The sequence below is a fragment of the Photobacterium sp. S4TG1 genome (assembly GCF_036040035.1).
In the GTDB taxonomy this organism is placed as follows: domain Bacteria; phylum Pseudomonadota; class Gammaproteobacteria; order Enterobacterales; family Vibrionaceae; genus Photobacterium.
Window position 1 is genome coordinate 42,617 of sequence record NZ_JAYXUH010000001.1, and the last position, 25,555, is coordinate 68,171.

The window sequence follows — 25,555 nt, forward strand, 5'->3', positions numbered from 1 at the left end:
TCTCACTTTTATGCAAAAATATGTCTTTAAAATCCTATGTTCAGAATCAATTTAATTAATAAATATCATAACCTCAATTACATTTTTTGTCTTCCAAATCCTTTTTTGGAATGTAGAAAGTAATAAATATGTCTTATTAACTATGATCAAAAAACTTAAAATTAAAATATTTTCATCTAGTTATAAACCCCTTTCCATTTTTAATAATAGCTTTTTCTTATTAAAAACGAAATCCAATCTGATAAAATCACTAAGCTTAATTATAACTGGTCAAATACACAGTAAATCAAACTAATGTAAAAACACATTAACACGATATAAATGAGTATTTGATCTAAGTAATAAAGGAATAGAAATAAGTTAAAACCTCATATTTCCAAATAAACTATTTCATCAATTATAGATGACATTAATCGCCTATCATTACACCAATTAAATTCACTATTTTAAATAATTATGCATGGGAATTTTCTAAAAAAAGGCAAAAGAATCATTTATATTAGCAATTCATATTAGCAAAACGTTAGCAATTGGGATTTAGCAAGAAAATAAGAAGAAATATGAATACCTCAGAAAGGATAAAAGGAGGTAAAACAGCGTTCACCCCCATAGTTATAACCTATTGTATTTTATGATTTTTAGCTAAAAAAGCATCGAGTTTATTAGCGAAATTTTGGCGGTCAGCTTGTGTTAATGCAGACGGTCCACCAGTCTGAATTCCGCTACTCCGCATGGTTTCCATAAAATCACGCATTTGTAGGCGTTGTTTAATGGTGTCTTTGGTGTACATTTCGCCGCGTGGGTTTAATGCATGTGCGCCTTTGGTGATCAGTTCATCAGCCAAAGGAATATCAGCAGTGATCACCAAGTCCCCTACTTCGCATTCCTGAACAATATAGTTATCTGCAACATCAAAACCCTGCTCTACTTGAATCGAGCGTAAAAATGGTGATGGTGGTGTGCGGATATATTGATTCGCCACCAGCGTTACACTTATTTTAGCGCGATCTGCTGCGCGAAAAAGAATCTCTTTTACAACGTTTGGACATGCATCTGCATCAACCCAAATTTTCATAGATTTCCCTTAAATATTGAGATTACGTGAATGAACACGTTAAATTTATCTATAAAAAAACCGCCCTTAATAAAGGCGGCTTTTATTTAATTCTTTGGCTTAGGCCGCTTCATTAATAATGAAACTTAACCAATTAGCGCTTTCTTAGCAATGTACTCATCGTAAGTGCCGTGGAAGTCTTCTACGCCATCTTTAGTGATCTCAATGATGCGCGTTGCAACAGAAGTTACAAATTGACGGTCATGAGATACGAACATTAATGTACCTTTGAAGTTCTCTAACGCAAGGTTAAGTGCTTCAATAGATTCCATGTCCATGTGGTTTGTTGGTTCATCCATTAGTAGGATGTTAGGACGTTGCATGATTAGCTTACCAAACAGCATACGACCTTGCTCACCACCAGAAATCACTTTAACTGATTTCTTAATGTCGTTTTGTGAGAACAGCATACGACCAAGGATACCACGAACTACTTGCTCGTCGTCGCCTTCTTTCTTCCACTGACCCATCCACTCTAGTAGTGTAATATCTTCAGCGAAATCAGCACTGTGATCCTGTGCGTAGAAACCGATATTGTTATTTTCAGACCACTTAATCATACCTTCCATTGGGTCCATTTGGCCCGCTAGTGTATTTAGGAAAGTTGATTTACCAATACCGTTTTCACCGATGATCGCAATGCGCTCACCCACTTCTACCAATAGGTTAACGCCATTGATAAGAATGTTATCGCCGTAACCTTGTTTTAGGTTCTCAACTTCAAGTGCGTTACGGAACAGTTCTTTTTCCTGATCGAAACGAATGAATGGAGATTGGCGGCTAGATGCTTTCACAGCTGTTAGCTGGATCTTGTCTAATTGCTTTTGACGAGATGTTGCTTGCTTAGCTTTAGATGCGTTAGCAGAGAAACGGCTTACGAACGTTTGTAGTTCAGCCATCTGTGCTTTCTTCTTCGCATTATCAGCTTGAAGTTGATCACGAGATTGCTCTGCTGCGATCATGTATTCGTCGTAGTTACCAGGGAACAGACGCATTTCACCGTAATCTAGGTCAGCCATGTGGGTACATACGCTGTTTAAGAAGTGACGGTCGTGCGAGATGATGATCATTGTGCAGTTACGTGCAAGAAGGATCTGCTCAAGCCATGCAATGGTGTGAATGTCCAAGTTGTTCGTTGGTTCGTCAAGCAGCATGATGTCTGGGTTAGCAAACAATACTTGAGCCAATAACACACGTACTTTAAGACCAGGAGCAACGGCGCTCATAAGACCAAAGTGTTGATCTTCAGAAATACCAAGACCTAAAAGAAGTTCGCCTGCACGTGCTTCTGCTGAGTAGCCGTCCATTTCTGCGAATTCAACTTCAAGATCAGCAACACGCATGCCGTCGTCTTCAGACATATCAGGCATCGCGTAAATACGATCACGCTCTTCTTTCACAGTCCATAGTTCTTTATGGCCCATGATTACAGTATCGATAACACTGTAGTTTTCAAATGCAAATTGGTCCTGACCTAATTTCGCCATACGCTCGTTAGGATCAAGTGAAACAGTGCCACCAGATTGCTCTAGTTCGCCACCCAAGATTTTCATGAATGTCGATTTACCACAACCATTTGCGCCGATCAGGCCGTAACGGTTGCCACCACCAAATTTAACTGAGATGTTTTCAAATAATGGCTTATCGCCAAATTGCATTGTGATATTAGCTGTTGAAATCAATGTACTGTTTCCAAAATTTGTGAATATATCAAGCATTAAAAAAGCCGCTCAATATAGGCGACTTTTTCTCTAAATTGTTGTCTAGTATAGCAGCTTTCGTGACATACATCACCCTAAATTAGTGCTGCTATTTAGTAACTAATGATTAACGACGCGATCGACCGCCGTTATTGCGGCCACCATTACGACCACTGTTAGAACGTTCTTTATGTGCTGACGCTGCTTTTGCTTGTGATAACAAAATAGACTCAACCGTGAGTTCCATTGGTGTTTTGGGTGTAATGCCGTGGGCAAATGTACGCATACGTGGCGGTAATTCAAATTCAGCCGCAGAAGCACGAGGCATACGCTTAAAACGAGACAGGTAAAAACCTTCTACTTTTTCACGTGCCCACTCTGTTTTCTTCAGGTATTTAACGCTACTTGCAATAGACGGTTTGGTATTGAAACAGTTCATACGCATTGCTGTATCAAGAATTTCCCAACCGTAATGATCAACAAGTTCTGTTAGCATTTTCTCTAAGCTAAGACCATGTAATGGATTATTTTGCAGTAATTGCTGCTCTAGCGTCAGTTCTTTTACTTTTTTTTCTGATTGTGGTTGTTGATCTAATTCTTGCATGTTAATTCCTAACAGAGACTCACTGAGTGGCGCGCATTATACTGATAATAGCAAAATAATCATTAATAAAAAAAGAGAATAAAAAAAGCGAGCACTATACTCGCTTAATAATAGATCTCGATTTTATCGTTTAGAAAGCCAACGACTTATTCCCAATCAAGAATAACTTTACCTGACATGCCTGAACGCATAACGTCAAAGCCTTGCTGGAAATCATCAATCTTGTAATGGTGCGTAATGATTGGCGTTAGATCTAGGCCTGATTGAATCAAGCTTGCCATCTTGTACCATGTTTCAAACATTTCGCGACCATAGATACCTTTAATGATTAAGCCTTTAAAGATAACTTGTGTCCAATCAATGCCCATGTCTGATGGTGGAATACCAAGTAATGCGACCTTACCACCATGGTTCATGCTTGATAACATGCTGTTAAATGCCATTGGATTACCTGACATTTCTAAACCAACATCAAAGCCTTCTTTCATGCCTAACTCATCCATAACATCGGTTAGGTTTTCATTGGCAACGTTAACTGCACGTGTTACGCCCATTTCGCGCGCAAGATTCAAGCGGTATTCATTTACATCAGTGATCACAACATGGCGTGCACCAACATGTTTTGCAACCGCGGCTGCCATGATACCAATTGGACCAGCGCCAGTGATCAATACATCTTCACCGACAAGATCAAATGATAATGCAGTATGAACAGCGTTACCAAACGGGTCGAAAATCGACGCTAAATCATCTGAAATATCATCTGGAATTTTAAACGCATTAAATGCAGGAATAACCAAAAACTCAGCAAATGCACCTTCACGGTTAACACCAACACCAACGGTATTACGGCATAAATGGGTACGACCACCGCGACAGTTACGGCAATGCCCACAAGTGATGTGCCCTTCACCAGAAACACGGTCACCTAAGTTAAAGCCACGGACTTCTTGCCCCATGCCAACGACTTCGCCCACATATTCATGACCCACAACCATAGGCACAGGAATGGTTTTTTGTGACCATTCATCCCAGTTATAGATATGCACGTCAGTACCACAGATAGCTGTTTTCTTAATACGAATAAGTAGATCATTATGCCCCATTTGCGGCTTATCTACTTCAGTCATCCAGATACCTTCTTCAGGCTTTAACTTAGCAAGAGCTTTGATTTTCATAACACTTATTCCATAAAGCTAGAACAACCTCAATAGCTGTTCTATACAATAGCCTTAACACACTGCTAAGGCCGTGCCGATGTTAACAACGAAAAACGAATTAAATAATAGCCATCTCTTTACCCACTTCGATAAAGACATCAATGGCTTTATCAAGTTGCTCACGGGTATGTGCTGCTGACATTTGAGTACGAATACGTGCTTTGCCGTTTGGTACTACTGGGAATGAAAAACCAACCACATAGATACCTTTAGCTAATGCACGCTCAGCAAATTCTGCTGCTACTTTTGCATCACCTAGCATAATTGGAATGATAGCGTGATCAGCACCGGCCATAGTAAAACCAGCCTCAGTCATACGGGTACGGAAATGCGCCGCGTTGATCCATAGATTGTCGCGTAAATCACCACTTTCAGCTAATAGATCAATCACGCGGTTTGATGCGGCAACAATCGCTGGCGCAACAGAGTTTGAGAACAAATATGGGCGTGAACGCTGGCGTAACCAATCAATCACTTCTTTCTTACCTGACGTGTAACCGCCAGACGCACCGCCCATTGCTTTACCTAGCGTACCTGTAATGATATCAATACGATCCATTACATTATGGTGTTCATGTGTACCACGACCATTTGCACCCATAAAGCCAACCGCGTGAGAATCATCCACCATGACAAGTGCGTCATATTTCTCGGCTAAATCACAAATAGCAGGCAAGTTAGCCACTACGCCATCCATTGAGAACACACCGTCAGTTACGATCAATGTATTACGTGCACCCGCTTCTTTAGCTGCGATCAATTGTTGTTCAAGCTCTTCCATGTTGTTATTTGAGTAACGGAATCGCATTGCTTTACATAAACGTACACCATCAATAATAGAGGCATGGTTTAGCGCATCTGAAATGATGGCATCTTCAGCACCAAGGATCGTTTCAAACAGACCCGTATTGGCATCAAAACATGAGGTATAAAGAATGGTGTCTTCCATTCCTAAGAAATTCGATAGTTTTTGCTCTAATTCTTTATGTGCGTCTTGTGTGCCACAAATAAAACGCACCGATGCCATACCAAAACCGTGTTGATCCATACCCGCTTTTGCAGCAGCAATCAGTTCTGGGTGATTAGCCAAACCTAAGTAGTTATTTGCACAGAAGTTTAATACTTCTTCACCAGATTGAATCTTAACCGCAGCTTGTTGTGCAGACGTAATAATACGCTCAGATTTGTACAAACCCTCAGCCTTAACATCTTCAATTTGCTGATTAATTTGCTTATAGAATGCAGAAGACATGTGTTCCTCACAGATTTATTGGATGGTAACTAAGCGCAATCGCTGATAAAACCTAAAAGCTCTTTCATCTAGACTTAAATATGCTGCAATGACAGCATTAAATATCGAGGTCTAAGAAGTAACTTTCGTTTTACACCTTTTTTATTTGAAAATCGCCAACTATTTGGTGCTTTTTATCAACACTTTGAACTAGAACTTAATTGGTCACTTTTCAGCATTCTAATTCAAACCTAACCACAGTATTATCCCATACCATGGAAAATGATTATTGACTCTCAGGCACAAATAAATGGAAACTCATAAGCTAATCGCACTAATGCCAGATCTGGCGGTATTTATTGTCGTCGTTGATGAAGGCAGCTATACCTCTGCCGCCAAAAAGCTCAATGTCACCCCTTCTGCATTAAGTAAGCAGATATCACGCTTAGAGAGCGCGCTTTCCGTTAAATTATTAGAACGCACCACTCGAACCTTGGTCATCAGTGAATCTGGTAAACGTATCTATAACCAATGTACAACGATGTTTGATGCCGCAAAACAAGCGATTGAAATCTCCCATTCAGAGCCGATTGTGCCTGCGGGTATGATAACGGTTGCTGCACCCAAAGCATTTCTATCGATAGTATTACAGCCATTAGTGACGCCATTTTTAACTCAATACCCTGATATTCAATTAAAGCTTAAAGCCCGTGATGGTGATATTGATATTATAAAAGAAGGGATTGATGTGGTATTTAGGCTAACTGAAAAGCCAAGTGAGGATTTAGTCTTAAAGCAAATAGGCAAAGTTGATCTCATGTTATGTGCCAGTCCTGAATACTTAGCACAACGTGGCACACCCCAAACGCCATTAGATCTTATTCATCATGATTGTTTGTATTTAGGGGAAACTAATACAGACAATATTTGGGATTTTGAACAACAACATACACGACACCGCGTTACCGTAAGTGGTCGTTATGCAGTTAATCACTCTCAAATGCGACTTAACGGCGTAAAAGATAACTTAGGGATTGGTATTTTCCCTGATTTTGTTATCAAAAATGCTTTGCTCGAAGGTGCAGTTATTCAAGTATTACCAGAATGGACAATACGCGGTAATTATCACGGTGATATTGCGCTGCAATATGCCCAAACTAAATTTATGCCAGCACGGCTGCGAGCATTTATTGACTATATAACAGCAAATTTTAACTCGCAAACCATTGATTAATTAGGAAAATGTGCGTTTTTGTCACTTTTTGTTTTTTTTAATACTTATTTTTGTAGTAACGCTAAAGTTATCATTTTCACTGAACTGATACACTTAATGCATAAAGGCCATCACAAAATAAAGGACAATCGGTCCTCTCAATGTATGCCTCCAATGCAAAAGGATCAGTGTTTATGCACTCAAAAATCATAGAAAATCATGATGAATTAATCCACTGGATGCGTTTAGTCGAGAATACATATGGTCGTTCAATTTTAACCGATACTGCTATCCACTTTGTTTCAGGCACTTATGATGACGGTACTACAGGTCATATGATTGAAATTTTCGATCTTGATGATGCCATGATTGCCAGCTCGGCTGTGAGCCATGAATTAGCCGAATTTGCAAATAAAATGAACAGTGTCGTTCAGCAGCAAGGCGCTAATAGTCTTACGGCTTCTCGCAATGTAATGCATTAAAACAATTAGCTTAAATATTCCATCGCTACTTTATTTCTCTGTCACTTCTGATTAGAGTGACGGTATAGCTTATACTTCAAACGGTATAATTAACTGCTTAACGGTTATGATAAATAACAGCCGTTAAATTGAAATACAGTGGGAACAGCGATGGAAAAATATATTGGTTTAATGTCAGGCACCAGCATGGATGGCGTTGATGCTGTTCTGGTAGAAATTGACAACAATAATATTCGATTACTTGGTTCACACCCCTTTGCTATGGGTAATAATCTTAAACAATCGTTATTAGATATCTGTTTAGGCCAACCAACGAATTTACAAACTTTAGGTGAACTAGACCACCGCCTAGGCCATCTTTTTGCTGATGCGGTGTTAGCACTGCTGAATAAAACCCAAACAGATGCAGCAGATATCACCGCTATCGGTAGCCACGGTCAAACTGTCTTTCATTCTCCCCACACAGAATATGCGTTTACGATGCAAATTGGTGATGCCAATATTATTGCCGCCAAAACAGGTATAACTACCGTTGCTGATTTTCGTCGCAAAGACATGGCATTTGGTGGTCAAGGTGCACCGCTGGTTCCCGCTTTTCATCAACAACTATTTAGTTCCCCCCAATGTACTCGCGTAATTTTAAATATCGGCGGCATTGCTAATATTACCGTCTTAGAGCCCAATAAAGCAGTAACAGGTTTTGATACTGGCCCCGGTAATATGTTGATGGATGCGTGGATCAACCTCCACCAGCAAAAAAGTTATGATGAGAATGGTAATTGGGCCCGCTTAGGTACCGTAAGCTCGGTGTTATTAACCCGCTTATTGTCTGAATCGTATTTACAACTACCTGCGCCTAAAAGTACTGGTCGAGAGTTATTTAACCTGCCATGGTTAGAACACTATTTAGCCGAACCAACGGTTGCAGAACTGCAACTCTCTGCTTGTGATATTCAAGCAACACTCACTGAATATACTGCGCAGACTATTGCAAACGATGTCAAAAAAACAGGCCTCATTCCAGCTGTTACGCCAAATGAACTATTAGTCTGTGGTGGCGGTGCGCACAACCCTATTTTAATGCAACGACTGGCTGAATTACTGCCAAGCTGGCAAGTTATGACAACCGCCGATCGTGGTGTAGATATCGATAACATGGAAGCGATGGCATTTGCGTGGCTTGCATATCGCACTATGCATCATCAATCAGGTAATTTACCTGAAGTAACTGGCGCTAGTCGTTTAGCCCAATTAGGTGCGATTTATTCCGCTGATTAATAACATATTATGCTTTGATGATTATTTTGCTTTAACGAGAGTTATCGATGAACACACCCACAATAAACACGCCTTATAAAAATGTAGCCTTAATTGCCTGCTCTACTCAATTTGATCCGACACAAGTATCACAAGTTACTGAAGTTTTTTCGAATCATGGTTATCAAGTTAGTTGCCATTATTTACGGCAAAATATTTCAGATTTAGGTTATGTTGATACCGATCAAGCACGGGCATATAACTTGATTAAAGCATTACTTGATCCAACAGTTGATGTGCTGTGGTTTTATCGTGGTGGTGGTGGCGCATTAAACTTACTTCCGTATCTCCATCGTTATAAACAGCAACTCTTAGCCATACCTGCAAAAATCATTGTAGGATTTAGTGATGTAACTGCTATTCACAGTTTTTTAAATGATGAATTAGGATGGCGCTCAATTCACGGTGTTAATGCAAATAACCACCTTGATATGGGTACAACAAATCAGCAACCATTGCCTGATATCTTTGAAATAATGAATAACGGTGTAGTTTATAACAATGCACTGCCACTTAATGCATTAGCACAACAAGCCACTTCTATTACGGGAACTTTAATCGGTGGTAATCACACCCTTGTTAGTGCAACATTTGGCACTAAATATCAGCCTAATTTCACAGGTAAAGTATTATTACTTGAAGATATTGGTGTGACTTTTCGTCAATTAGATCGTTACTTACAACAATTATTATTTCTAAATGAATTTAATGTAGAAGCTATTATTTTTGGCCAATATTATTCTAACGATCCAACAGATCAAGAACGGATGATGTACAAAGCAGTACTACAACGATTTGCTGATCAATATGATAAGCCAGTGTATTACTTTCCTTTCTTTGGTCATGGTAAATATAACCAACCTTTTATTCTCGGTGAGAGCGTAACGTTACAACGTAACCAAGATTCAACGGAATTAGACATGACTGAATACGTAACATGCATTCAACCCTCTCTTTCACAGTAAATAAATCGTCATCATTTACAAATAAAAAAGGCTGCTGAGTCGTTCTCAACAGCCTTTCGATAGCTATAGTTAAATGATTACTTTGCTTGAGTCTTCAAGAATTTCTTCACTTTCTTCATTGCCATTTGGCGCTTAAGAGGTGATAGATAATCAATGAAAAGAATACCTTTTAGGTGATCAATCTCATGCTGGAGTGCGATAGCAAGAAAATCATCACGCTCAAGGTGAATATCATTACCATCACGATCAAGCGCTGTTAATTCGATTTTCTCGAAACGCTCTACATCTGCGTAGTAATCAGGTACTGACAAACAGCCTTCTTGACCAATTACTGGGCTTTCACCACGAACAATCTTAGGGTTAACAAATACCTGTGGTTCATTACGCTCTTCAGATAAATCGATAACAATAATAGATTCTTTACGACCTACTTGAGGAGCAGCTAAACCAATACCATTACCCGTTTCGTACATGGTTTGTAGCATGTCAGCGATAAGCGTTTGGATATGTTCAGCTTTTACATCTGTTACTTCTTCAGCTTGAACGCGTAGCTTTGGATTTGGTTCGGTTAAAATTTCTAAAACTGCCATTTTATCTCTTACTTAATCGAGTATTTAGGTTACTTTGCGGTAACTTATCAGATTACCGTAAAGGATCAAAATCCCTACGATATTCTGTTGATGGCGCTACTTTACCTAAAAAAAGGCTGCAGCAACAATTGATAATAACAATTAATTTAATAAGTTAACCTAATCCAAGCCCTAATCATGATTAAAAGTACCTTTTTTATTAACATCTATTCATAATATTACGCGACTAATAACGAAAAAATATCGACTACATTGGTAATATTTTTCATATTTACGCTTATTTCCTTCATGATTTATCCCATAAAAAAAACATCTAATACTCATCTGTTCAATTGCATCTAAATAACGACAATGTTCAGGCTAAAAGTGATATTCATTCGACAATTAATTGACACATAACCAACTGATTTCAAGGTTTTTTGTTACATAATCACGCTTCTCATCCTCCACCCTTGTGGTAGCATTTATTCGCTTTATTATTACAACTCTTACCTCTTCTCAGGGTCAAATAAATGAATAAAAAAACAACGTTTCTCACATTAAATGCTATTGCTCTCGCGTTAACTTCTATGAGTTTCACCGTCAACGCTGGTGAAAAGATGGTTAACCCTGAAAATGGTGTTGTTGTTGGTTACTGGCACAACTGGGCCGATGGCCGTGGTTATAAAGCAGGTAATGCCCCCGCTATGAGCCTTAAAGCCACTAACCCAATGTATAATGTGGTCGCCGTTTCTTTCATGAAGGTATATGACGTCGCTGAAGGCCGTATTCCTACTTTTCATTTAGATCCTGCAACAGGCTTAACTGAATCACAATTTATCGACCAAATTAAGCGACTGAACGATCAAGGTCGTGCCGTTATACTTGCACTTGGTGGTGCAGATGCTCACGTTGAGCTGCAAAAAGGTGATGAAAATGCTTTTGCCGCTGAAATTATTCGTCTAACGGATGTTTATGGTTTTGATGGCTTAGATATCGATCTTGAGCAAGCAGCCATTGATGCAAGAGATAACCAAACCGTTATTCCTGCAGCACTGCGTATCGTAAAAGATCATTACCGTGAGCAAGGTAAAAACTTCCTTATCACTATGGCGCCAGAATTTCCGTATTTAACTGCTGCGGGTAAATATATTCCTTATATCACCGCTCTTGATGGTTACTACGATTGGATCAACCCTCAGTTTTACAACCAAGGTGGCGACGGTGTTTACGTCGAAGGCCCAGGTTGGATTGCACAAAATAACGATGCGCTAAAAGAAGAGTTTATCTATTATATTGCGGATTCATTGGTTAATGGTACGCGTGGTTTTACGACTATTCCACATGACAAATTAGTGTTTGGTATTCCAACTAACATTGATGCCGCGGCAACCGGTTTTATTAAAGATCCTCAAGATCTGTTTAATGCTTTTGCACGTTTAGAAAAACAATCGCAGCCTCTTCGTGGCGTGATGACATGGTCTATTAACTGGGATATCGGTACTGATGCTTCAGGTAAAGCATACAACAGTAGCTTTATTGAAACCTATGGTCCATTTGTTCACAGCCAGACGCCACCAGTTGTTCAACCAGGAAAACCTACTATTGCAGGAATAACCGATGCGCGCATACAGCATAAAACATCGTTTGATCCAATGGCTGGTGTAACGGCTAACGATAAAGAAGATGGCAATCTAACCGATTCAATCATGGTAACGGGTAATGTTGATACTCAACGTGTTGGTGATTATGTGCTGACTTACTCAGTAACAGATTCAAATGACAACGAGACCGTATCACCACGTAAAGTCACTGTCTTTAGCGCTCTTCCTACTTTTGCTGGTGTAGAAAACAGTGTGATTAAAGTAGGTGAAAACTTTGATCCAATGACTGGCGTTTCAGTAACAGATGCCGAAGATGGTGACTTAACAACAAACATTTCTGTTTCTGGCACTGTAAATACAGCTATTACAGGTTCGTATGAACTGATTTACAGCATTACAGACAGTGCAAACCAAACTGTAACCGTTAAGCGCGTTGTAGTGGTTAACGATGGCTCTATCGTATGTACACCTGCATGGAAAGCAGATGCAACTTATGTTGAAGGCGATGTTGTCAGTCACAATGGTAAAGATTGGCAAGCGGGTTGGTGGACACAAGGAAATGAACCGGGAACCACTGGCGAATGGGGTGTATGGCGTGAAGTTGGTGACACCGATTGTGGCGGCGATGTAGAACAACCTGAGCTTGATTTTACTGCGAGTTTAACCGGAATTAATAGCAACTACACCATAACTAATGGTACTGCAAAATTAATCCTTAATTACACCGCAAATAAAGCAGCTTCAGTACAAATCGATGTCATTGATGCAATGGGTTACCCTGTTTCAGGCGGTCAATTTACGGCTAAGGTCAATAACAGCAAAACCATTAATATGGTGCTTGATAATGTTGTTGCTGGCACATACTCATTACGTATGATCGCTGAATCAAGCAATGACAACGTAAAACAACGTGCACATTTCACTTTAGAAGATAAAGGCACCGTTGAACCACCAGTTACAGATGCACCCGCTTATGAAGCAGGTAAAGCTTACCTTGCAGGTGATAAAGTATTAGCGTCTGATGGCAATGTATACCAATGTAAACCATGGCCATACACAGGTTGGTGTGCAAGTGCATCATACGCACCAGCAACAAGCCAATACTGGGCTGATGCTTGGGACAAACTGTAATTATCCAGATAATAACGGTGGGTAATTAATGATAAGCCAGTGGTAAGTAAATAACTTATCGCTGGTTTTTTTATGATGACAAAATCAACTTTCTAGCCCTAATACCAATCAATTCATCTTTCCAACAATACCCTTTCATAAGATAAACATGGTTATTTTAACTATGCTTAATTAGAATACCAATTTAGCCCAGATACACTTGATAGCATGAATAAAAAACCTGATCGTCAAACGGCAATGCGCCAACTTCTGACTGAGGTTAAGCAGGCATTTCCACTTTATGAACCTGAAACCTTTGTTTGTGGACCAGATAATAAATGTATTGGCTGTCCTAAGAAATTATTAGAACTCGTCGATACCGAAGTCAGTTACTGGGAACATGCGATTGAACGTGGTGTAACGCCACAATTTGATGAAATTCGCCAGTTTGGCAAGTTATGTAAAAACGTCCGCCGTGGCTTAATACGAAATAATATAATGACCTAAGGTAGCCGTGCTATAATCCACGGCATTGTTCGTCGGCTATTACTTTAACTTTTAGAGATAGCCGTTATTTGATTTATTTATCTGAGATTCTACATGCCTTTCTCTAAGCTTGGATTAAGCGACGCTATCGTTAAAGCAGTAACCGATATGGGTTACACCACTCCTACGCCGATTCAAGAAAAAGCCATTCCGGTGGCACTAACCGGCAAAAACTTACTTGCAGCAGCACAAACAGGTACCGGTAAAACGGCTAGTTTTGTTCTTCCGATTCTGCAAATGCTTGATGATGGCCAGCAAGTGCGAGCTAAACGCGTTCGTGCATTAATTCTTGCGCCTACACGTGAACTTGCGGTTCAGGTTGAAGCAAATATTGTTCAATACAGCAAACACACTAATTTAACTTCAATGGCAATGTACGGTGGTGTCGATTACGAGCCACAAAAACGTCGCCTAATTGAAGGTGTTGATATTTTAGTAGCAACACCTGGTCGTTTATTGGATATGTACACCAAACGTGCTGTCCACTTTGATGCGATTGAAATTTTAGTACTTGATGAAGCTGACCGTATGTTAGATATGGGCTTTATCGAAGATATTAATAAGATCATTGAGCGTTTACCACTTGATCGCCAAAATATGTTGTTCTCAGCAACCTTATCAGCCCAAGTACGTCTTCTTGCAAAAACAGCAGTACGTAATCCTGTTGAGATCAGTGTTGCTAAAGATGAAGCATCACAGCCGAAAATTGACCAATGTCTGATCACTGTTGATAAAGACATGAAATCATCACTATTGAGCCATTTAATTAATGAGCAGCAATGGGATCAAGCATTGATCTTCATTGAAACCAAGCATGGTGCCGCTAAATTAGTAAGCCAACTTGAAAAACGTGGTATTGCCGCAGAAGCAATCCATAGTGGTCGTAGTCAAGGTGCCCGTGCGCAAGTATTAGAAGATTTTAAAGCAGGCAAAGTAAAATACTTAATCGCGACAGGCGTTGCTGCTCGTGGTCTTGATATTGATGAGCTAACCCGTGTTGTTAACTATGATCTTCCCTTTCCACCTGAAGAATATGTCCACCGTATCGGTCGTACAGGTCGTGCGGGCTCTAAAGGTGAAGCGATTTCATTTGTATCACGCGATAACTTCAAAAACTTATGCATGATTGAACGTCTGTTAGGGCACTTAATCGTACGTAAAGAAATTGAAGGCTTTGTACCAACTAAAGAAGTGCCTATTTCTATTTTAAACTTCAAGCCTAAATACCAAAAGCCTGAAAACGATAATAGCAACGGTGACAAGCCACGTCGCAATAGTAAACCGCGAAGCAATACACCAAGCACTGATAAACCAAAGGCAAAGAAGCCGAAAAACCGCAAGCCAATCACTGATCGTGATACGGGCATTCCACGTGGAACGCGTAAGCCTAAATCAGTGTAATTGATATAAATCGCCATAAGATCTGATACACAGTTTTATGGCGATATCACCCTCTTAAGCAGGACAGGCATATCTTTTCCAAATCCAAGCAATAACAATTCAACAAGATCACTTTGATATTGGACAGCCATAACTAAAATGGGACAGCCATATCTTTCTAACATCAAAACCACCACACACAGAGACAATAACAACCAAATACCATTTACTTCGGTTTTGAATGTAAAAAATCCAGTCTCACAACAATAAAATACCTCATTTCCTGTTTAACAAGATCACAAAATTCCACAATAAACGATTATTGCGGTGATAAGCTTCTTTATCAAAAATAGGGGTTCAATTAGGGTGTAATCTTTGACTCGCAACCTTACCTTTACACCAACGACCACCAAAATGCTGTTGAAACAAACACATTCGCGACCATTTACCACTCACATTGGTATAGTGCTCCATAAAGACATGGCTATTATCTAACCATGCATCTCCATTAACCCCCATTTGTTGTAATAATTTAGGTTGAGATGCTGAAACATTAATATTGGACAGCCATATCTTTCTATCAAGACCACCACACACAGAGACAATAACAACCAAATACCATTTACTTCGGTTTTGAATGTAAAAAATCCAGTCTCACAACAATAAAATACCTCATTTCCTGTTTAACAAGATCACAAAATTCCACAATAAACGATTATTGCGGCGACAATCTTCTTTATCAAAAATAGGTTTTAATTAGGGTGTAATCTTTGACTCGCAACCTTACCTTTACACCAACGACCACCAAAATGCTGTTGAAACAAACACATTCGCGACCATTTACCACTCACATTGGTATAGTGCTCCATAAAGACATGGCTATTATCTAACCATACATCTCCATTAACCCCCATTTGTTGTAATAATTTAGGTTGAGATGCTGAAATAAAGCCTTTTTTATCATCGCGAATACTACGTCCGGTCCAATCAATCAGCTCTAAATAATCTTTAAAATCAAATTGTATCCCTACCTGTTTAGCCTGATGATCAGCACCAACAAAAGGTAATAATTCAATTTTAGAGCGCTTGGATGATAAGACATTTAAAGGTGTATTTTTTGTCATATTTGTATGATTGTATTCAGTAATTCGCTGTTGAATTGAAGTAAAATCAGAATCTTGTAACGATGTTGTGAGCCCTGCTCGAATAGGATTTAAATCAACATACATCATGCAAGAGAGCAAGGCTTGTTCGTCAAGTAGTGCTTGAGATTTAAAACGTCCTTCCCAAAAAGCACCAGTACAATCATCTTCTTTGTTGGCTTTACGCGCGATTTCTTCATTTAAACACCGCATAAACCAGCTAATACTACCTAATCGCGACTGCCATTCTGCAACCAATATTGATAACGCTTGTTTCTTATCTGAACCGACATCACCATTATTAACAAAATCTACCGCAATCGGATGGCCATTAAATAACTGTAACCAACGCGAAATAACTTCTTGAGGTGATAATGCCTGTTGCCGCTGTGTATCAATTTTCAAGACTAAATGATAGTGATTATTCATGACTGCATAAGCGCAAACATCAATACAAAACACTTCGGACAATTGCTTGATTTTATTAACAATCCAACCACGTCGATGTTGATAATTCTTACCACTGTAAGGATCATCACCACACAAATAAGCCCGCCTAACACAACGATTAATAATATGATAATACGGAGTAATTTGAGGTTCGATCAATTTACGTCTTGAGACAGTCATTTGTTCCACCATAAGTAACTTGATGCTTAAGTGTAGTCGCTTATTGAGAGTCTGCAATGATTTGGCTGTCCTCGTTTTATTACGTTGTTCACTCTCTTTATAAGTTATGGCTGTCCCATGTTTTTTCTGTTGTGTGTTTACTTTTAGACCAACAATACTATAAGTGCTTTGTATTTTTGTGTATTTGAGTTGTTACTTTTACTTTCATATCTATAACTGACACGCAGTTTCATTGTGAATTTTATAAATGATTAATTAAATGCATGCTAACTCTTCATAATAACCATCAAATTATTGTCTATTTATAAAGGATGCAATATGACAACGTTTAAAATTCCAGAAACGATCCATTTTGGTGAGAATTCATTGGCAACATTAGCCTCACTTTCAGGAACAAAAGCGATTATCGTTACTGGTGGTAATTCCATGAAGAAGTTTGGATTTATTTCTCAGGTGCAGCAATTACTCAATGAAGCAAAAATAGATTCAATAGTATTTGATGGTGTAGAGCCAAATCCTTCGGTACAAACAGTGATAAAAGGAGCACAAGTTATGTGTGACTTTACACCAGACTGGATCATTGCTGTTGGCGGTGGCTCTGCTATCGATGCTGCTAAAATCATGTGGTGCTTCTATGAACATCCACATCTAAGCTTTGCAGATATTGTTCCAGTCGGATCTATGCCCGCATTACGCAATAAAGCCAAATTTATCGCTATTCCATCAACAAGTGGAACCGCATCTGAAATTACCGCTTTTTCCGTTATTACAGATCTTGAAAATCATATTAAATATCCAATCGTTTCAACGCATATAGTTCCAGATATCGCCATTATCGACCCTGCACTACCTGCCACAATGCCAGCTTACATTACAGCAAATACAGGAATGGATGTAATGGCTCATGCACTTGAAGCCTTTGTTTCTATTGCTGCTAATGATTATTCAGATCCATTGGCGATGCGCGCTATTAAACTAGTTTTTGAGAACATAGAAACAGCTTACCAACAAGGGGATGATCTACAAGCCCGTACAAATATGCATAATGCCTCGGCACTTGCAGGCATGGCCTTCTCTAATGTCTCTCTAGGGCTTGTTCATTCACTAGCACATAAAATAGGTGGAGAATTCGGTATAACCCATGGGCTCGCCAACGCAATTTTACTGCCATATATTATTAGTTATAATAAAAAATCGACAAATAAATATACTGAAATCGAACAATATCTCAATATTATTTCACTTGAAGATGAATTACGAATATTAAACCAAAAACTTAATATTCCCCTGACCTTTAATAAAATTGATGAAGTAAAAATCAGCGAAGATCAATTTATCGCAGTATTAGATCGAATGAGTGAAAACGCATTTAATGATCCATGCACACTTACTAATCCTGGCACACCCACAGCTTTGGATATTAAAGACATTTATCTACAATCATTTTTTGGTCAGAAGTAAAATAAAACTATAATACAACAAAGGTTATTACAGCCTTTGTTGTATTCATTTCGATATACTACCAACCTAATGTTCGACTGTATTAAAGGTATGCCTGTCCTTACTATTTTGCTATTTTGAGAGCGCTAACTGGACAGCTTCGAGCGCATGAATTTCAGTGGTGTCATATAACGGAATACCGGTATGTTGTTGCTGAATCAATAACGCTATTTCTGTGCATCCTAAAATCACAGCCTCAGCACCACTTTTATATAATTCATTGATAATATTTAAATATTTCTCTCTAGATGCAGCACTGATAATTCCTTTGCAGAGCTCATCGTAAATAACATTATGAACAATAGCTCGACTCTCAGCACTTGGAACAATAACATCAATTTCAAACTTATCCGTTAATCGACTTTTATAAAAATCTTGTTCCATTGTAAATCGAGTACCTAATAACCCAACTTTTTTAACGCCATCGTTTACTAGTTTTGTCGCCGTTGCATCTGCTATATGAAGGATAGGAATTGAGATTTCAGCTTCAATTTCTGCCGCGACTTTATGCATTGTATTAGTACAGATTATTAAAAAATCTGCACCTCCCGCCTCTACTGCTTTTGCCGCTTGCGTAAGAATAACAGCAGTATCACTCCACCGTCCTTGGTGCTGTAATTTTTCAATTTCCTCAAAATTCACACTGTATAAACAAATCTTTGCCGAATTAAGCCCACCGAGTTCAGCTTTAACGCCTTCATTAATCGCTTTATAGTAACTTGCCGTCGATTCCCAACTCATACCACCTAACATTCCGATTGTTTTCATGCTGCACTCCATGCTTTAAAAAATGATATAGAACTGTTATGGCTGTCCTACCTTTATGCCGACGTATACTCATATACATTGTTTTGAGAACCGTACAACGCCATTGTTCCTTTAAGCTCAAACCCTATTTTTTGTAATAACCGATTAGAGCCTGCATTATCAAGTAATGTAACCGCTAAGACTGTGTTTAAAGAGTGATCTTTCATTCCGATATTAAGCACAAAAGAAGCCGCCTCAGTTGCGTATCCTTTTTTACAAAACTCGGCCAAAAATGCATAGCCTAAGTCAGGATAATCTAGTTCTTCTCTTTTTAATAAACCACAGATCCCAATCGGCGTTGCTGTCTCTTTCAGTAACACTAAATTCAATCCAAATCCATAATCACGATAGCTGGCTAATGGTCCATTCGTTAAATAATTCACAGCATCAGCATGAGTTCTAACATTCTTATCTGCTATATAACGAATAAAGGCTTCTTCATTTAATAACTGTATAATAAATTCAGCATCATCTAGCGTTAATTGTCTTATTATTAGTTGTTCTGTTTCAGATATTAATTTCATAAAATGGGCACCTAAAATAGTAATAATGTATAAACAGCTTATTTACTCACTTGTTATTTTTTATTTAATTGTAATAAATCCCACTTCGTACCATATAAATCTTTAAACACCACAACTGTACCGTATTCTTCGACGCGAGGCTCTTCTGTGAATTCAACACCTTGCGCTTGCATAAACTCATAGTCACGCCAGAAATCATTCGTTTGCAGAAACAGAAATACACGGCCACCCGCTTGATGACCAACAGACTTTAATTGCTCATCATTACTTGCTTGTGCGAGAAGTAAATTAGTCCCAGTTGAATTAGGTGGTGAAATTTGAACCCAACGTTTACCACCACCTAAATCTGTATCTTCGATAAGCTCAAACTGAAGTTTTTTAGTATAAAAATCAATCGCATCATCATAGTTTTCAACGACTAATGCAATATTACCGATTTTTTGTTCAATAGGCTTATTCATAATACTCTCACTACTATCTAAAAATAGAATTTTACCTGATCTCAGCAGTAAACTCATTGTTGATCTAAAAATATGCGTAGCAATTAAAAAATAATATTATTAAGAGCAATATCACCCGCACTCAAACCTAGCACCTTCTAAAGCCAATAAAGCAAAATGCTATTCCAAAGAGAAATCCCCCTGCTTAGCATGTAGAAAATAACTACAGGTTTAATACAATGAAAAAAATCAGATACCCATTTGATTTACAGGGTAAAATATCAATAAATTTCAAAAAGCATATAAAGCCAATCTTTATCGATACTTATAAAAAAAATAGTGCTGAGATATCAATTGATGAGTTTGCAGTGCATTCATTTCACTATGATTCAGAGTCTCGACTATTAAGTGTATCATTACAAAAAGCTATTAATGCGATATCAAACAATGAAGACGATGAGTTAACAAATGGAGATGAATTAGATTACAATATAATAAAAGTGGATTTAATTTATTGTTTATATAATGCAGCAATAATAAGTTCTCACATATCTTATCCTTTAGATACTAATTCCTTCATTGATTCCATTTCTGTTTCTAAATATTTAACATTACATTTAAATTAATAGAAAAATAAGAAAAGATACTCGGCAAAAGAAATAATACCGAGTGTCATAAATTATAAAATAAACACCGTGCCTATAAAAATAACAACAATGGTTTTACCACTGAAGTCAGTTGGCGAACCCGTCGTTAATTTAAGCATCATCCATACTTAAGGATGTACTAATAACTCAGGGGACGGTGTTTTTTTATCTGTAAACACGAAGCTATATTGTGGATAATACTCTGGTTAATTAGCTCCTTACCTACCCATTGTCATTGGTAAGTAATCATGACACCAAGAGGAGCTAAAAAATACATAATCAACGTAATGCCGTCTATTTCAGAGAGCATTATTTGACTACTAGCAACGCTGTACTTAACAAATAAATCGATTCAATCACATCATGCATTAACTTAAATCTATCCTCAAATTAAATCAATACAACACCTATGGTTATCGATTACTTTAGTTTAAGCGTTTCAATTCAGCTTGAAGCTTATCCAATTTGATATTTTCTTCAGCAATTTTATTGTTATATTTTATGATCTTGTCAGGTTTATTTTCTAATTTCGCCTCTTTTAAATCATTTTCGTATTCAAGTATTTCTTCATTAACATCTGAAATATCTGATGCTAGTTCGTCTTTAAGCATTCCAACATCACAATGCGATTTCGACTCTCTTAATGCTATTTTTAACCCATCAACCTTGTCACTATTACCTTTGCTTTCAGCTATAGTAATTTGCTTTTCAATTTCACAAAACTTTCTTTGGCAGCCAGTATATTCTCCACATTCAAGAGTCGATGCTGAAGCTGTCTGAATATATCCAAGTAACACACTTGCAATGAATAAAGATGATATGTTAAATGTTTTTCCCATGTGAAATCTCCAATGTTTCATGTATAAAAGCAACATAGAAATAACATATTTCCCACCATTAAAAAACACTTAGTGCCGTATTAATATAAGAACTAAAGAAATCTGTAGTAATCAATAAGTTTATAACGCTAAAAACCAAAAATCGTCGTACTACTATTTTTAGTTATGACAGCAATACGTTAATACATTGGATCACATCTTGTGAGCTTCATCTGTTTTCTTTAACATACAACCTAAATAGAATGACACTCCATAACCATCGTATGGTGATAAATGAAACTTTTAGCGGATATAACAGGCGAGATATTTTTAGAGATTATTGAAGAATCTGGTGATGCCGTAGTGGTTCAATTCATCACTAATGAAGGTAAGCCTAAAGGAAAACCCTTTAAAGATTCGATGTACGGTTTATCCCTAACAGGCTGGAAAGAGCGTACTACATCAACAGCAATTGGATTGAAAAGCTTTAAACAAGGCAATATTCAAGACCCACAAGTGAGCTTTGCCTTACATCAGCTATACCCTTTAGGACGAAAAGTAAAATTACCCTCTGGTGATATTGCGACTATTGCAAGTTATGCCAATACTCATATTGACGGCTATTATATACACCTAAAACATCACGGAGAATTAAAGCGTTTTAAGATCACTCCAGAATGGGAACTGTTACCTTCTGAAAAGTTACTGGCACTCCCCTATTATCCTGCCCCAAAAACGCAAAAAGAGATCGCTAATATTGATGAATTTGATAAATGGGCTGCAGGATTTTAAAGCTAACTAATACTATATAATAGTTTTATCTACGTTATATACTCAGTCAATACTCAATCACAAATATAGGAATAATAATGTTTTCTATCGATTCTTTTGTTCTTTACGTTGAAAATATAAATCGCAGTATGGATTTTTATGCTAAAGCCTTTGATTGCGAACCAAAATTACTGTCACCTACATTTGCAGCTTTAGATTTTGCTACTAACGTAACTATTACCCTAAAACAAGCCAATACTCTGACGCCTAAAAGTGAGGTTAGGGGTGGTGGAACAGAACTTTCAATTCCAGTTTCAGACAAAACGGTATTTGATGAGCTTTATAATAACTGGAAAGAAAAAGGCATTCATTTTGAACAAGAACCAGAGCAATCTGTCTTTGGCTTTAATTTGGTCGTATTAGATCCCGATGGGCATCGTATCCGTATTTTTACGCATTAATCAAAACACCACCAATGTATCTAAGCATTGGTGGTTAACAATGGACCTAGCCAGCTCGACTGCCATTAGGCATTAAAACTTCTGGCATTGCCAAGCAAGGTGTTAACTTATCGGCATAACCAATATCAAACAACATCCCTTGTGAAATCTCACCTGCCATTTTCTGGTCAGGTAAATTAACAACAAATAAAGCCTGTTTACCTTCAATTTCAGATGGATTTTCACGTTCTTGTTTAATACCCGCAAGAATTGAACGCTCATGGTCACCAAAATCCACCGTTAATTTCATCAGTTTGTTAGATTTAGCAACCTCAGAAACAGCAATAATCGTCCCCACTCGAATGTCTAACTTTTCAAAATCATCGAATGTAATAAGTTCTTTAATTGGGGCATATTTCATATTAACTCTCTTTATTTTTGACTTTTATACCAAGCATCAAGTAATTCTTTACCGTATACGATTTCTATATTCATATGTAAAATCAATAATATTATACCTAATAAAGCACAAACAATACTAAACCAAATAGTAATTTTATTACGATGACTGGGCAGGTAAATAACAAAATTAATCGCAACCAATAAGAATGGGTAGATAAATATCAATAGAAGTAATAAACCAAGGTAATTTGATATGGCTAATGGAGCCATCATAACTACACCACTAATTAATGGAATATAATCTAAGCTAACATACACTATTGTTAACTTATAATTGTTATATTAATATTCGCATTTTCTTAGGATGATATCTCACTTTAACGACAATAAATCAGCTATTGGCATTGCCATATAATAGATTTAAAGAAATTTTAATCGCCTTTATTCTTAACGATAAACAACATGAAATCGTTCCAACACCAGTACCATATCTTCGCTTGGAACAATATTAAGCACTGAGCATTCACTCGTGAAATAGTGCCAATGCGCTTCACGCCACCATTTTAATGATCGATCACCTTCACCTTCTGCATAAGCAAACTCTGCTGATACTTCGTTATATTTACACGTTTCTACTGAATCAATTTCAATAATACAAATAGGCTCACCGTTCCAATCAACAACCACTTGTAAATGGCCATTAACTGGCATTAACTCTTTTTCTGACATATACCAATAATTAAGGCTACATGTTGCTGTCTTTTGCCCACTTCGAATTAATTCTGCGCACAAATTAGCATTATGCTCATCAGCACAAAAATAGTCTGAACTGAATGATTGGTATTTTTTACGCTCAATTTCAGACAGTGAATTGAGGTATTTATTTAAGTAGATTTGAGATTTTTCTTCCATGAGATTCTCTTCATTAATAAGAACGGAAATAAATGATAAACAAGGCTTATTGAAAAGTGAGGTTGTTATATATTTTCTATGTTTACTTTTAGGACTTTGAACTCAAAAGAATCCCACTCCCCATTCCTATAAACAAGCTACCTGATACCTTTGCCAATCTACTCTCGATTTTTTTTGTACTCAGCTTTTTTCCTAAACAGCAAGTTGCTAATGCGTAACTCAAATGAATGCTCAATACAATAATGCAAATTGATAGATACATTATGACAAATTGCGTTGTATGAGAATGAGTTGTATCTAAAAACTGAGGCAAAAATGCAGATAGAAAAATCATTGTTTTAGGATTGCTCGCTGAAACAAAGAATGACTCTCGAAAAAAGGATATAGCACTCCTTTTCGGTAGCTTAAAATCCAACGGCGCTAATTTAAAGCTTTCTTTTCTTACTTGTTTGAAGCTTCTAATTCCAACATAAATCAAATACAAACCACCCACAGATTTCATGATAAAAAACCATGCAGGTAAACGAACAAGAACTTCTCCAACCCCGATAGCAACCAAGCCAACAATAAGAAATTGACAAAACAAATTGCCAAAAACTGTAGCGAAAGCAGACCAAATACCGTATTGGATACTATTTTTAATAACTAACAATACATTAGGACCTGACGATAATGTAATAACCAAATATGCAAGAAAAAACATAATCCAAGTATCTAAATTCATCGAACACTCCTTTGTTCAAAAACATAAGACCTAATTAAAATATCACGCTTAAACATCATAAACACCAACTAAAAACAATCTACAGAGACTGAAAAACAAAATACGGCCAAACCATCGTTAATGTTAATAAAGCATTTATAATAAATAAGGGATAACAGTTTTTATTTAAGCATGTACTTCAACATAATTGGGAATAATAATTACCACCGCCAATAATTGCATTAGTTATTAGCTATTTTTTTGAAATGGAAAGTTATGAATGTTCTGTATCATAGTCACCCTAGCTTAAAATCATAGTGTATTCCATGTGCCCTGTGTGTTCGCACATTTGTTCACTGGCAATAGTAAAACCTTGAGATAAATAGAACTGATAACTCGCTACATTTTCAGTGTATACATTTAAAGTAAGTGATGGACATTGATCTTTTGCATGGGTAATTAGTTGTTTACCAATCCCCTTCCCTTGACACTCTGGTAATATAAAAATTGCAGCTAGCATATTTTCATACAAAGAATAGAAACCAACAACTTTTGATTCTAACTCAAACACATAAGTTTTAGATATCGGAATATAAATATCCCGCATATTATTAACTTGTGATTCCCAAAATTCAGCAGCCACAAAATCATGTGCTTTAATTGAAGATGTCAGCCAAATATTTAAAACTGCATTGATATCTTGCGAAGTATATTGTCGAATCATTTTACTCTCAGCTATTTGTTTAATTTGTTAATAAATCTAA

General features: G+C 37.5%; 28 protein-coding genes. 11 read left to right on the forward strand and 17 right to left on the reverse strand.

The window, feature by feature from the left end:
• Positions 1 to 619: 619 nt before the first annotated feature.
• The 5 genes from VXS03_RS00275 to VXS03_RS00295 all read right to left on the reverse strand — a co-directional run bounded on the left by VXS03_RS00275 (position 620) and on the right by VXS03_RS00295 (position 5,890).
• Positions 620 to 1,075 carry a YaiI/YqxD family protein gene (locus tag VXS03_RS00275; protein ID WP_080157251.1) on the reverse strand — a complete coding sequence of 152 codons (456 nt, stop codon included), beginning with the start codon at positions 1,073 to 1,075 and terminating at the stop codon, positions 620 to 622.
• Between the two features lie 125 nt (positions 1,076 to 1,200).
• Positions 1,201 to 2,796, reverse strand: a complete 1,596-nt coding sequence (locus tag VXS03_RS00280; RefSeq protein WP_080157764.1) for an ABC-F family ATPase — start codon at positions 2,794 to 2,796, stop codon at positions 1,201 to 1,203.
• Positions 2,797 to 2,941: 145 nt separating this feature from the next.
• Positions 2,942 to 3,418 carry a VF530 family DNA-binding protein gene (locus VXS03_RS00285; RefSeq protein WP_080157250.1) on the reverse strand — a complete coding sequence of 159 codons (477 nt, stop codon included), beginning with the start codon at positions 3,416 to 3,418 and terminating at the stop codon, positions 2,942 to 2,944.
• Positions 3,419 to 3,564: 146 nt separating this feature from the next.
• On the reverse strand, positions 3,565 to 4,596 hold the full coding sequence (tdh, locus tag VXS03_RS00290) for an L-threonine 3-dehydrogenase (protein ID WP_327761325.1): 1,032 nt from the start codon (positions 4,594 to 4,596) through the stop codon (positions 3,565 to 3,567).
• 100 nt (positions 4,597 to 4,696) lie between these two features.
• Entirely contained in the window at positions 4,697 to 5,890 is a 1,194-nt protein-coding gene (locus VXS03_RS00295; protein WP_327761326.1) for a glycine C-acetyltransferase, read from the reverse strand.
• Positions 5,891 to 6,179: 289 nt separating this feature from the next.
• Between VXS03_RS00295 and VXS03_RS00300 the strand changes: the two genes are divergently transcribed.
• From VXS03_RS00300 to VXS03_RS00315, 4 genes are all read left to right on the forward strand, one after another.
• On the forward strand, positions 6,180 to 7,103 hold the full coding sequence (locus tag VXS03_RS00300; protein ID WP_327761327.1) for a LysR family transcriptional regulator: 924 nt from the start codon (positions 6,180 to 6,182) through the stop codon (positions 7,101 to 7,103).
• Positions 7,104 to 7,276: 173 nt separating this feature from the next.
• A complete protein-coding gene (locus tag VXS03_RS00305; RefSeq protein ID WP_327761328.1) occupies positions 7,277 to 7,564 on the forward strand; it encodes a hypothetical protein in 288 nt (95 codons plus the stop codon).
• 150 nt (positions 7,565 to 7,714) lie between these two features.
• A complete protein-coding gene (locus VXS03_RS00310) occupies positions 7,715 to 8,842 on the forward strand; it encodes an anhydro-N-acetylmuramic acid kinase (protein WP_327761329.1) in 1,128 nt (375 codons plus the stop codon).
• A 47-nt stretch (positions 8,843 to 8,889) separates the two neighbouring features.
• Complete coding sequence (locus tag VXS03_RS00315) at positions 8,890 to 9,846, forward strand: LD-carboxypeptidase (protein WP_327761331.1); 957 nt, start codon at positions 8,890 to 8,892, stop codon at positions 9,844 to 9,846.
• A 77-nt stretch (positions 9,847 to 9,923) separates the two neighbouring features.
• Here VXS03_RS00315 and def read toward each other — a convergent pair whose 3' ends face one another.
• On the reverse strand, positions 9,924 to 10,436 hold the full coding sequence (gene def, locus VXS03_RS00320) for a peptide deformylase (protein WP_327761332.1): 513 nt from the start codon (positions 10,434 to 10,436) through the stop codon (positions 9,924 to 9,926).
• Positions 10,437 to 10,948: 512 nt separating this feature from the next.
• On the opposite strand from def, the gene VXS03_RS00325 reads away from it, so the two are divergent.
• The 3 genes from VXS03_RS00325 (at position 10,949) to VXS03_RS00335 (ending at position 15,076) form a co-directional block, all read left to right on the forward strand.
• Positions 10,949 to 13,150: an immunoglobulin-like domain-containing protein gene (locus VXS03_RS00325; RefSeq protein ID WP_327761333.1), complete on the forward strand. Its 2,202-nt coding sequence runs from the start codon at positions 10,949 to 10,951 to the stop codon at positions 13,148 to 13,150.
• Positions 13,151 to 13,357: 207 nt separating this feature from the next.
• The gene (locus VXS03_RS00330; RefSeq protein WP_327761334.1) at positions 13,358 to 13,636 is read left to right on the forward strand and encodes a hypothetical protein; all 279 of its coding nucleotides are present in this window, start codon (positions 13,358 to 13,360) and stop codon (positions 13,634 to 13,636) included.
• Positions 13,637 to 13,729: 93 nt separating this feature from the next.
• A complete protein-coding gene (locus VXS03_RS00335) occupies positions 13,730 to 15,076 on the forward strand; it encodes a DEAD/DEAH box helicase (RefSeq protein ID WP_327761335.1) in 1,347 nt (448 codons plus the stop codon).
• A gap of 336 nt (positions 15,077 to 15,412) precedes the next feature.
• Here VXS03_RS00335 and VXS03_RS00340 read toward each other — a convergent pair whose 3' ends face one another.
• Together VXS03_RS00340 and VXS03_RS00345 are read right to left on the reverse strand one after the other, a co-directional pair.
• On the reverse strand, positions 15,413 to 15,670 hold the full coding sequence (locus VXS03_RS00340; RefSeq protein ID WP_327761337.1) for a hypothetical protein: 258 nt from the start codon (positions 15,668 to 15,670) through the stop codon (positions 15,413 to 15,415).
• A gap of 137 nt (positions 15,671 to 15,807) precedes the next feature.
• Positions 15,808 to 16,827 (reverse strand): transposase, encoded by a 1,020-nt coding sequence (locus VXS03_RS00345; RefSeq protein WP_327761338.1) that lies wholly within the window; start codon positions 16,825 to 16,827, stop codon positions 15,808 to 15,810.
• A 318-nt stretch (positions 16,828 to 17,145) separates the two neighbouring features.
• On the opposite strand from VXS03_RS00345, the gene VXS03_RS00350 reads away from it, so the two are divergent.
• Complete coding sequence (locus VXS03_RS00350) at positions 17,146 to 18,288, forward strand: iron-containing alcohol dehydrogenase (protein WP_327761339.1); 1,143 nt, start codon at positions 17,146 to 17,148, stop codon at positions 18,286 to 18,288.
• A 111-nt stretch (positions 18,289 to 18,399) separates the two neighbouring features.
• Here VXS03_RS00350 and VXS03_RS00355 read toward each other — a convergent pair whose 3' ends face one another.
• From VXS03_RS00355 to VXS03_RS00365, 3 genes are read right to left on the reverse strand one after another with little or no spacing between them, the layout of a single operon-like run.
• Positions 18,400 to 19,095, reverse strand: a complete 696-nt coding sequence (locus VXS03_RS00355; protein WP_327761340.1) for an aspartate/glutamate racemase family protein — start codon at positions 19,093 to 19,095, stop codon at positions 18,400 to 18,402.
• 53 nt (positions 19,096 to 19,148) lie between these two features.
• Entirely contained in the window at positions 19,149 to 19,658 is a 510-nt protein-coding gene (locus tag VXS03_RS00360; protein ID WP_327761341.1) for a GNAT family N-acetyltransferase, read from the reverse strand.
• Positions 19,659 to 19,711: 53 nt separating this feature from the next.
• Positions 19,712 to 20,119: a VOC family protein gene (locus tag VXS03_RS00365; protein ID WP_327761342.1), complete on the reverse strand. Its 408-nt coding sequence runs from the start codon at positions 20,117 to 20,119 to the stop codon at positions 19,712 to 19,714.
• A gap of 218 nt (positions 20,120 to 20,337) precedes the next feature.
• Here VXS03_RS00365 and VXS03_RS00370 point away from each other — a divergent pair, with 218 nt between their 5' ends.
• A complete protein-coding gene (locus VXS03_RS00370) occupies positions 20,338 to 20,724 on the forward strand; it encodes a hypothetical protein (RefSeq protein WP_327761343.1) in 387 nt (128 codons plus the stop codon).
• 446 nt (positions 20,725 to 21,170) lie between these two features.
• Here VXS03_RS00370 and VXS03_RS00375 read toward each other — a convergent pair whose 3' ends face one another.
• Positions 21,171 to 21,584 carry a DUF1090 domain-containing protein gene (locus VXS03_RS00375; RefSeq protein ID WP_327761344.1) on the reverse strand — a complete coding sequence of 138 codons (414 nt, stop codon included), beginning with the start codon at positions 21,582 to 21,584 and terminating at the stop codon, positions 21,171 to 21,173.
• 273 nt (positions 21,585 to 21,857) lie between these two features.
• Between VXS03_RS00375 and VXS03_RS00380 the strand changes: the two genes are divergently transcribed.
• Both VXS03_RS00380 and VXS03_RS00385 read left to right on the forward strand, forming a co-directional pair.
• Entirely contained in the window at positions 21,858 to 22,355 is a 498-nt protein-coding gene (locus VXS03_RS00380; protein ID WP_327761345.1) for a hypothetical protein, read from the forward strand.
• Between the two features lie 77 nt (positions 22,356 to 22,432).
• A complete protein-coding gene (locus VXS03_RS00385; protein WP_327761346.1) occupies positions 22,433 to 22,795 on the forward strand; it encodes a VOC family protein in 363 nt (120 codons plus the stop codon).
• 46 nt (positions 22,796 to 22,841) lie between these two features.
• Here VXS03_RS00385 and VXS03_RS00390 read toward each other — a convergent pair whose 3' ends face one another.
• From VXS03_RS00390 to VXS03_RS00410, 5 genes are all read right to left on the reverse strand, one after another.
• Positions 22,842 to 23,195, reverse strand: coding sequence for a tRNA-binding protein (locus VXS03_RS00390; protein WP_327761347.1), 354 nt, complete (start codon positions 23,193 to 23,195; stop codon positions 22,842 to 22,844).
• Positions 23,196 to 23,206: 11 nt separating this feature from the next.
• Positions 23,207 to 23,449 (reverse strand): hypothetical protein, encoded by a 243-nt coding sequence (locus VXS03_RS00395; RefSeq protein ID WP_327761348.1) that lies wholly within the window; start codon positions 23,447 to 23,449, stop codon positions 23,207 to 23,209.
• 174 nt (positions 23,450 to 23,623) lie between these two features.
• The gene (locus VXS03_RS00400) at positions 23,624 to 24,088 is read right to left on the reverse strand and encodes an ASCH domain-containing protein (RefSeq protein ID WP_327761350.1); all 465 of its coding nucleotides are present in this window, start codon (positions 24,086 to 24,088) and stop codon (positions 23,624 to 23,626) included.
• An 88-nt stretch (positions 24,089 to 24,176) separates the two neighbouring features.
• Positions 24,177 to 24,812, reverse strand: coding sequence for a LysE family translocator (locus VXS03_RS00405; protein ID WP_327761352.1), 636 nt, complete (start codon positions 24,810 to 24,812; stop codon positions 24,177 to 24,179).
• Between the two features lie 280 nt (positions 24,813 to 25,092).
• Positions 25,093 to 25,515: an N-acetyltransferase gene (locus tag VXS03_RS00410; protein ID WP_327761353.1), complete on the reverse strand. Its 423-nt coding sequence runs from the start codon at positions 25,513 to 25,515 to the stop codon at positions 25,093 to 25,095.
• Between the last annotated feature and the right edge of the window lie 40 nt (positions 25,516 to 25,555).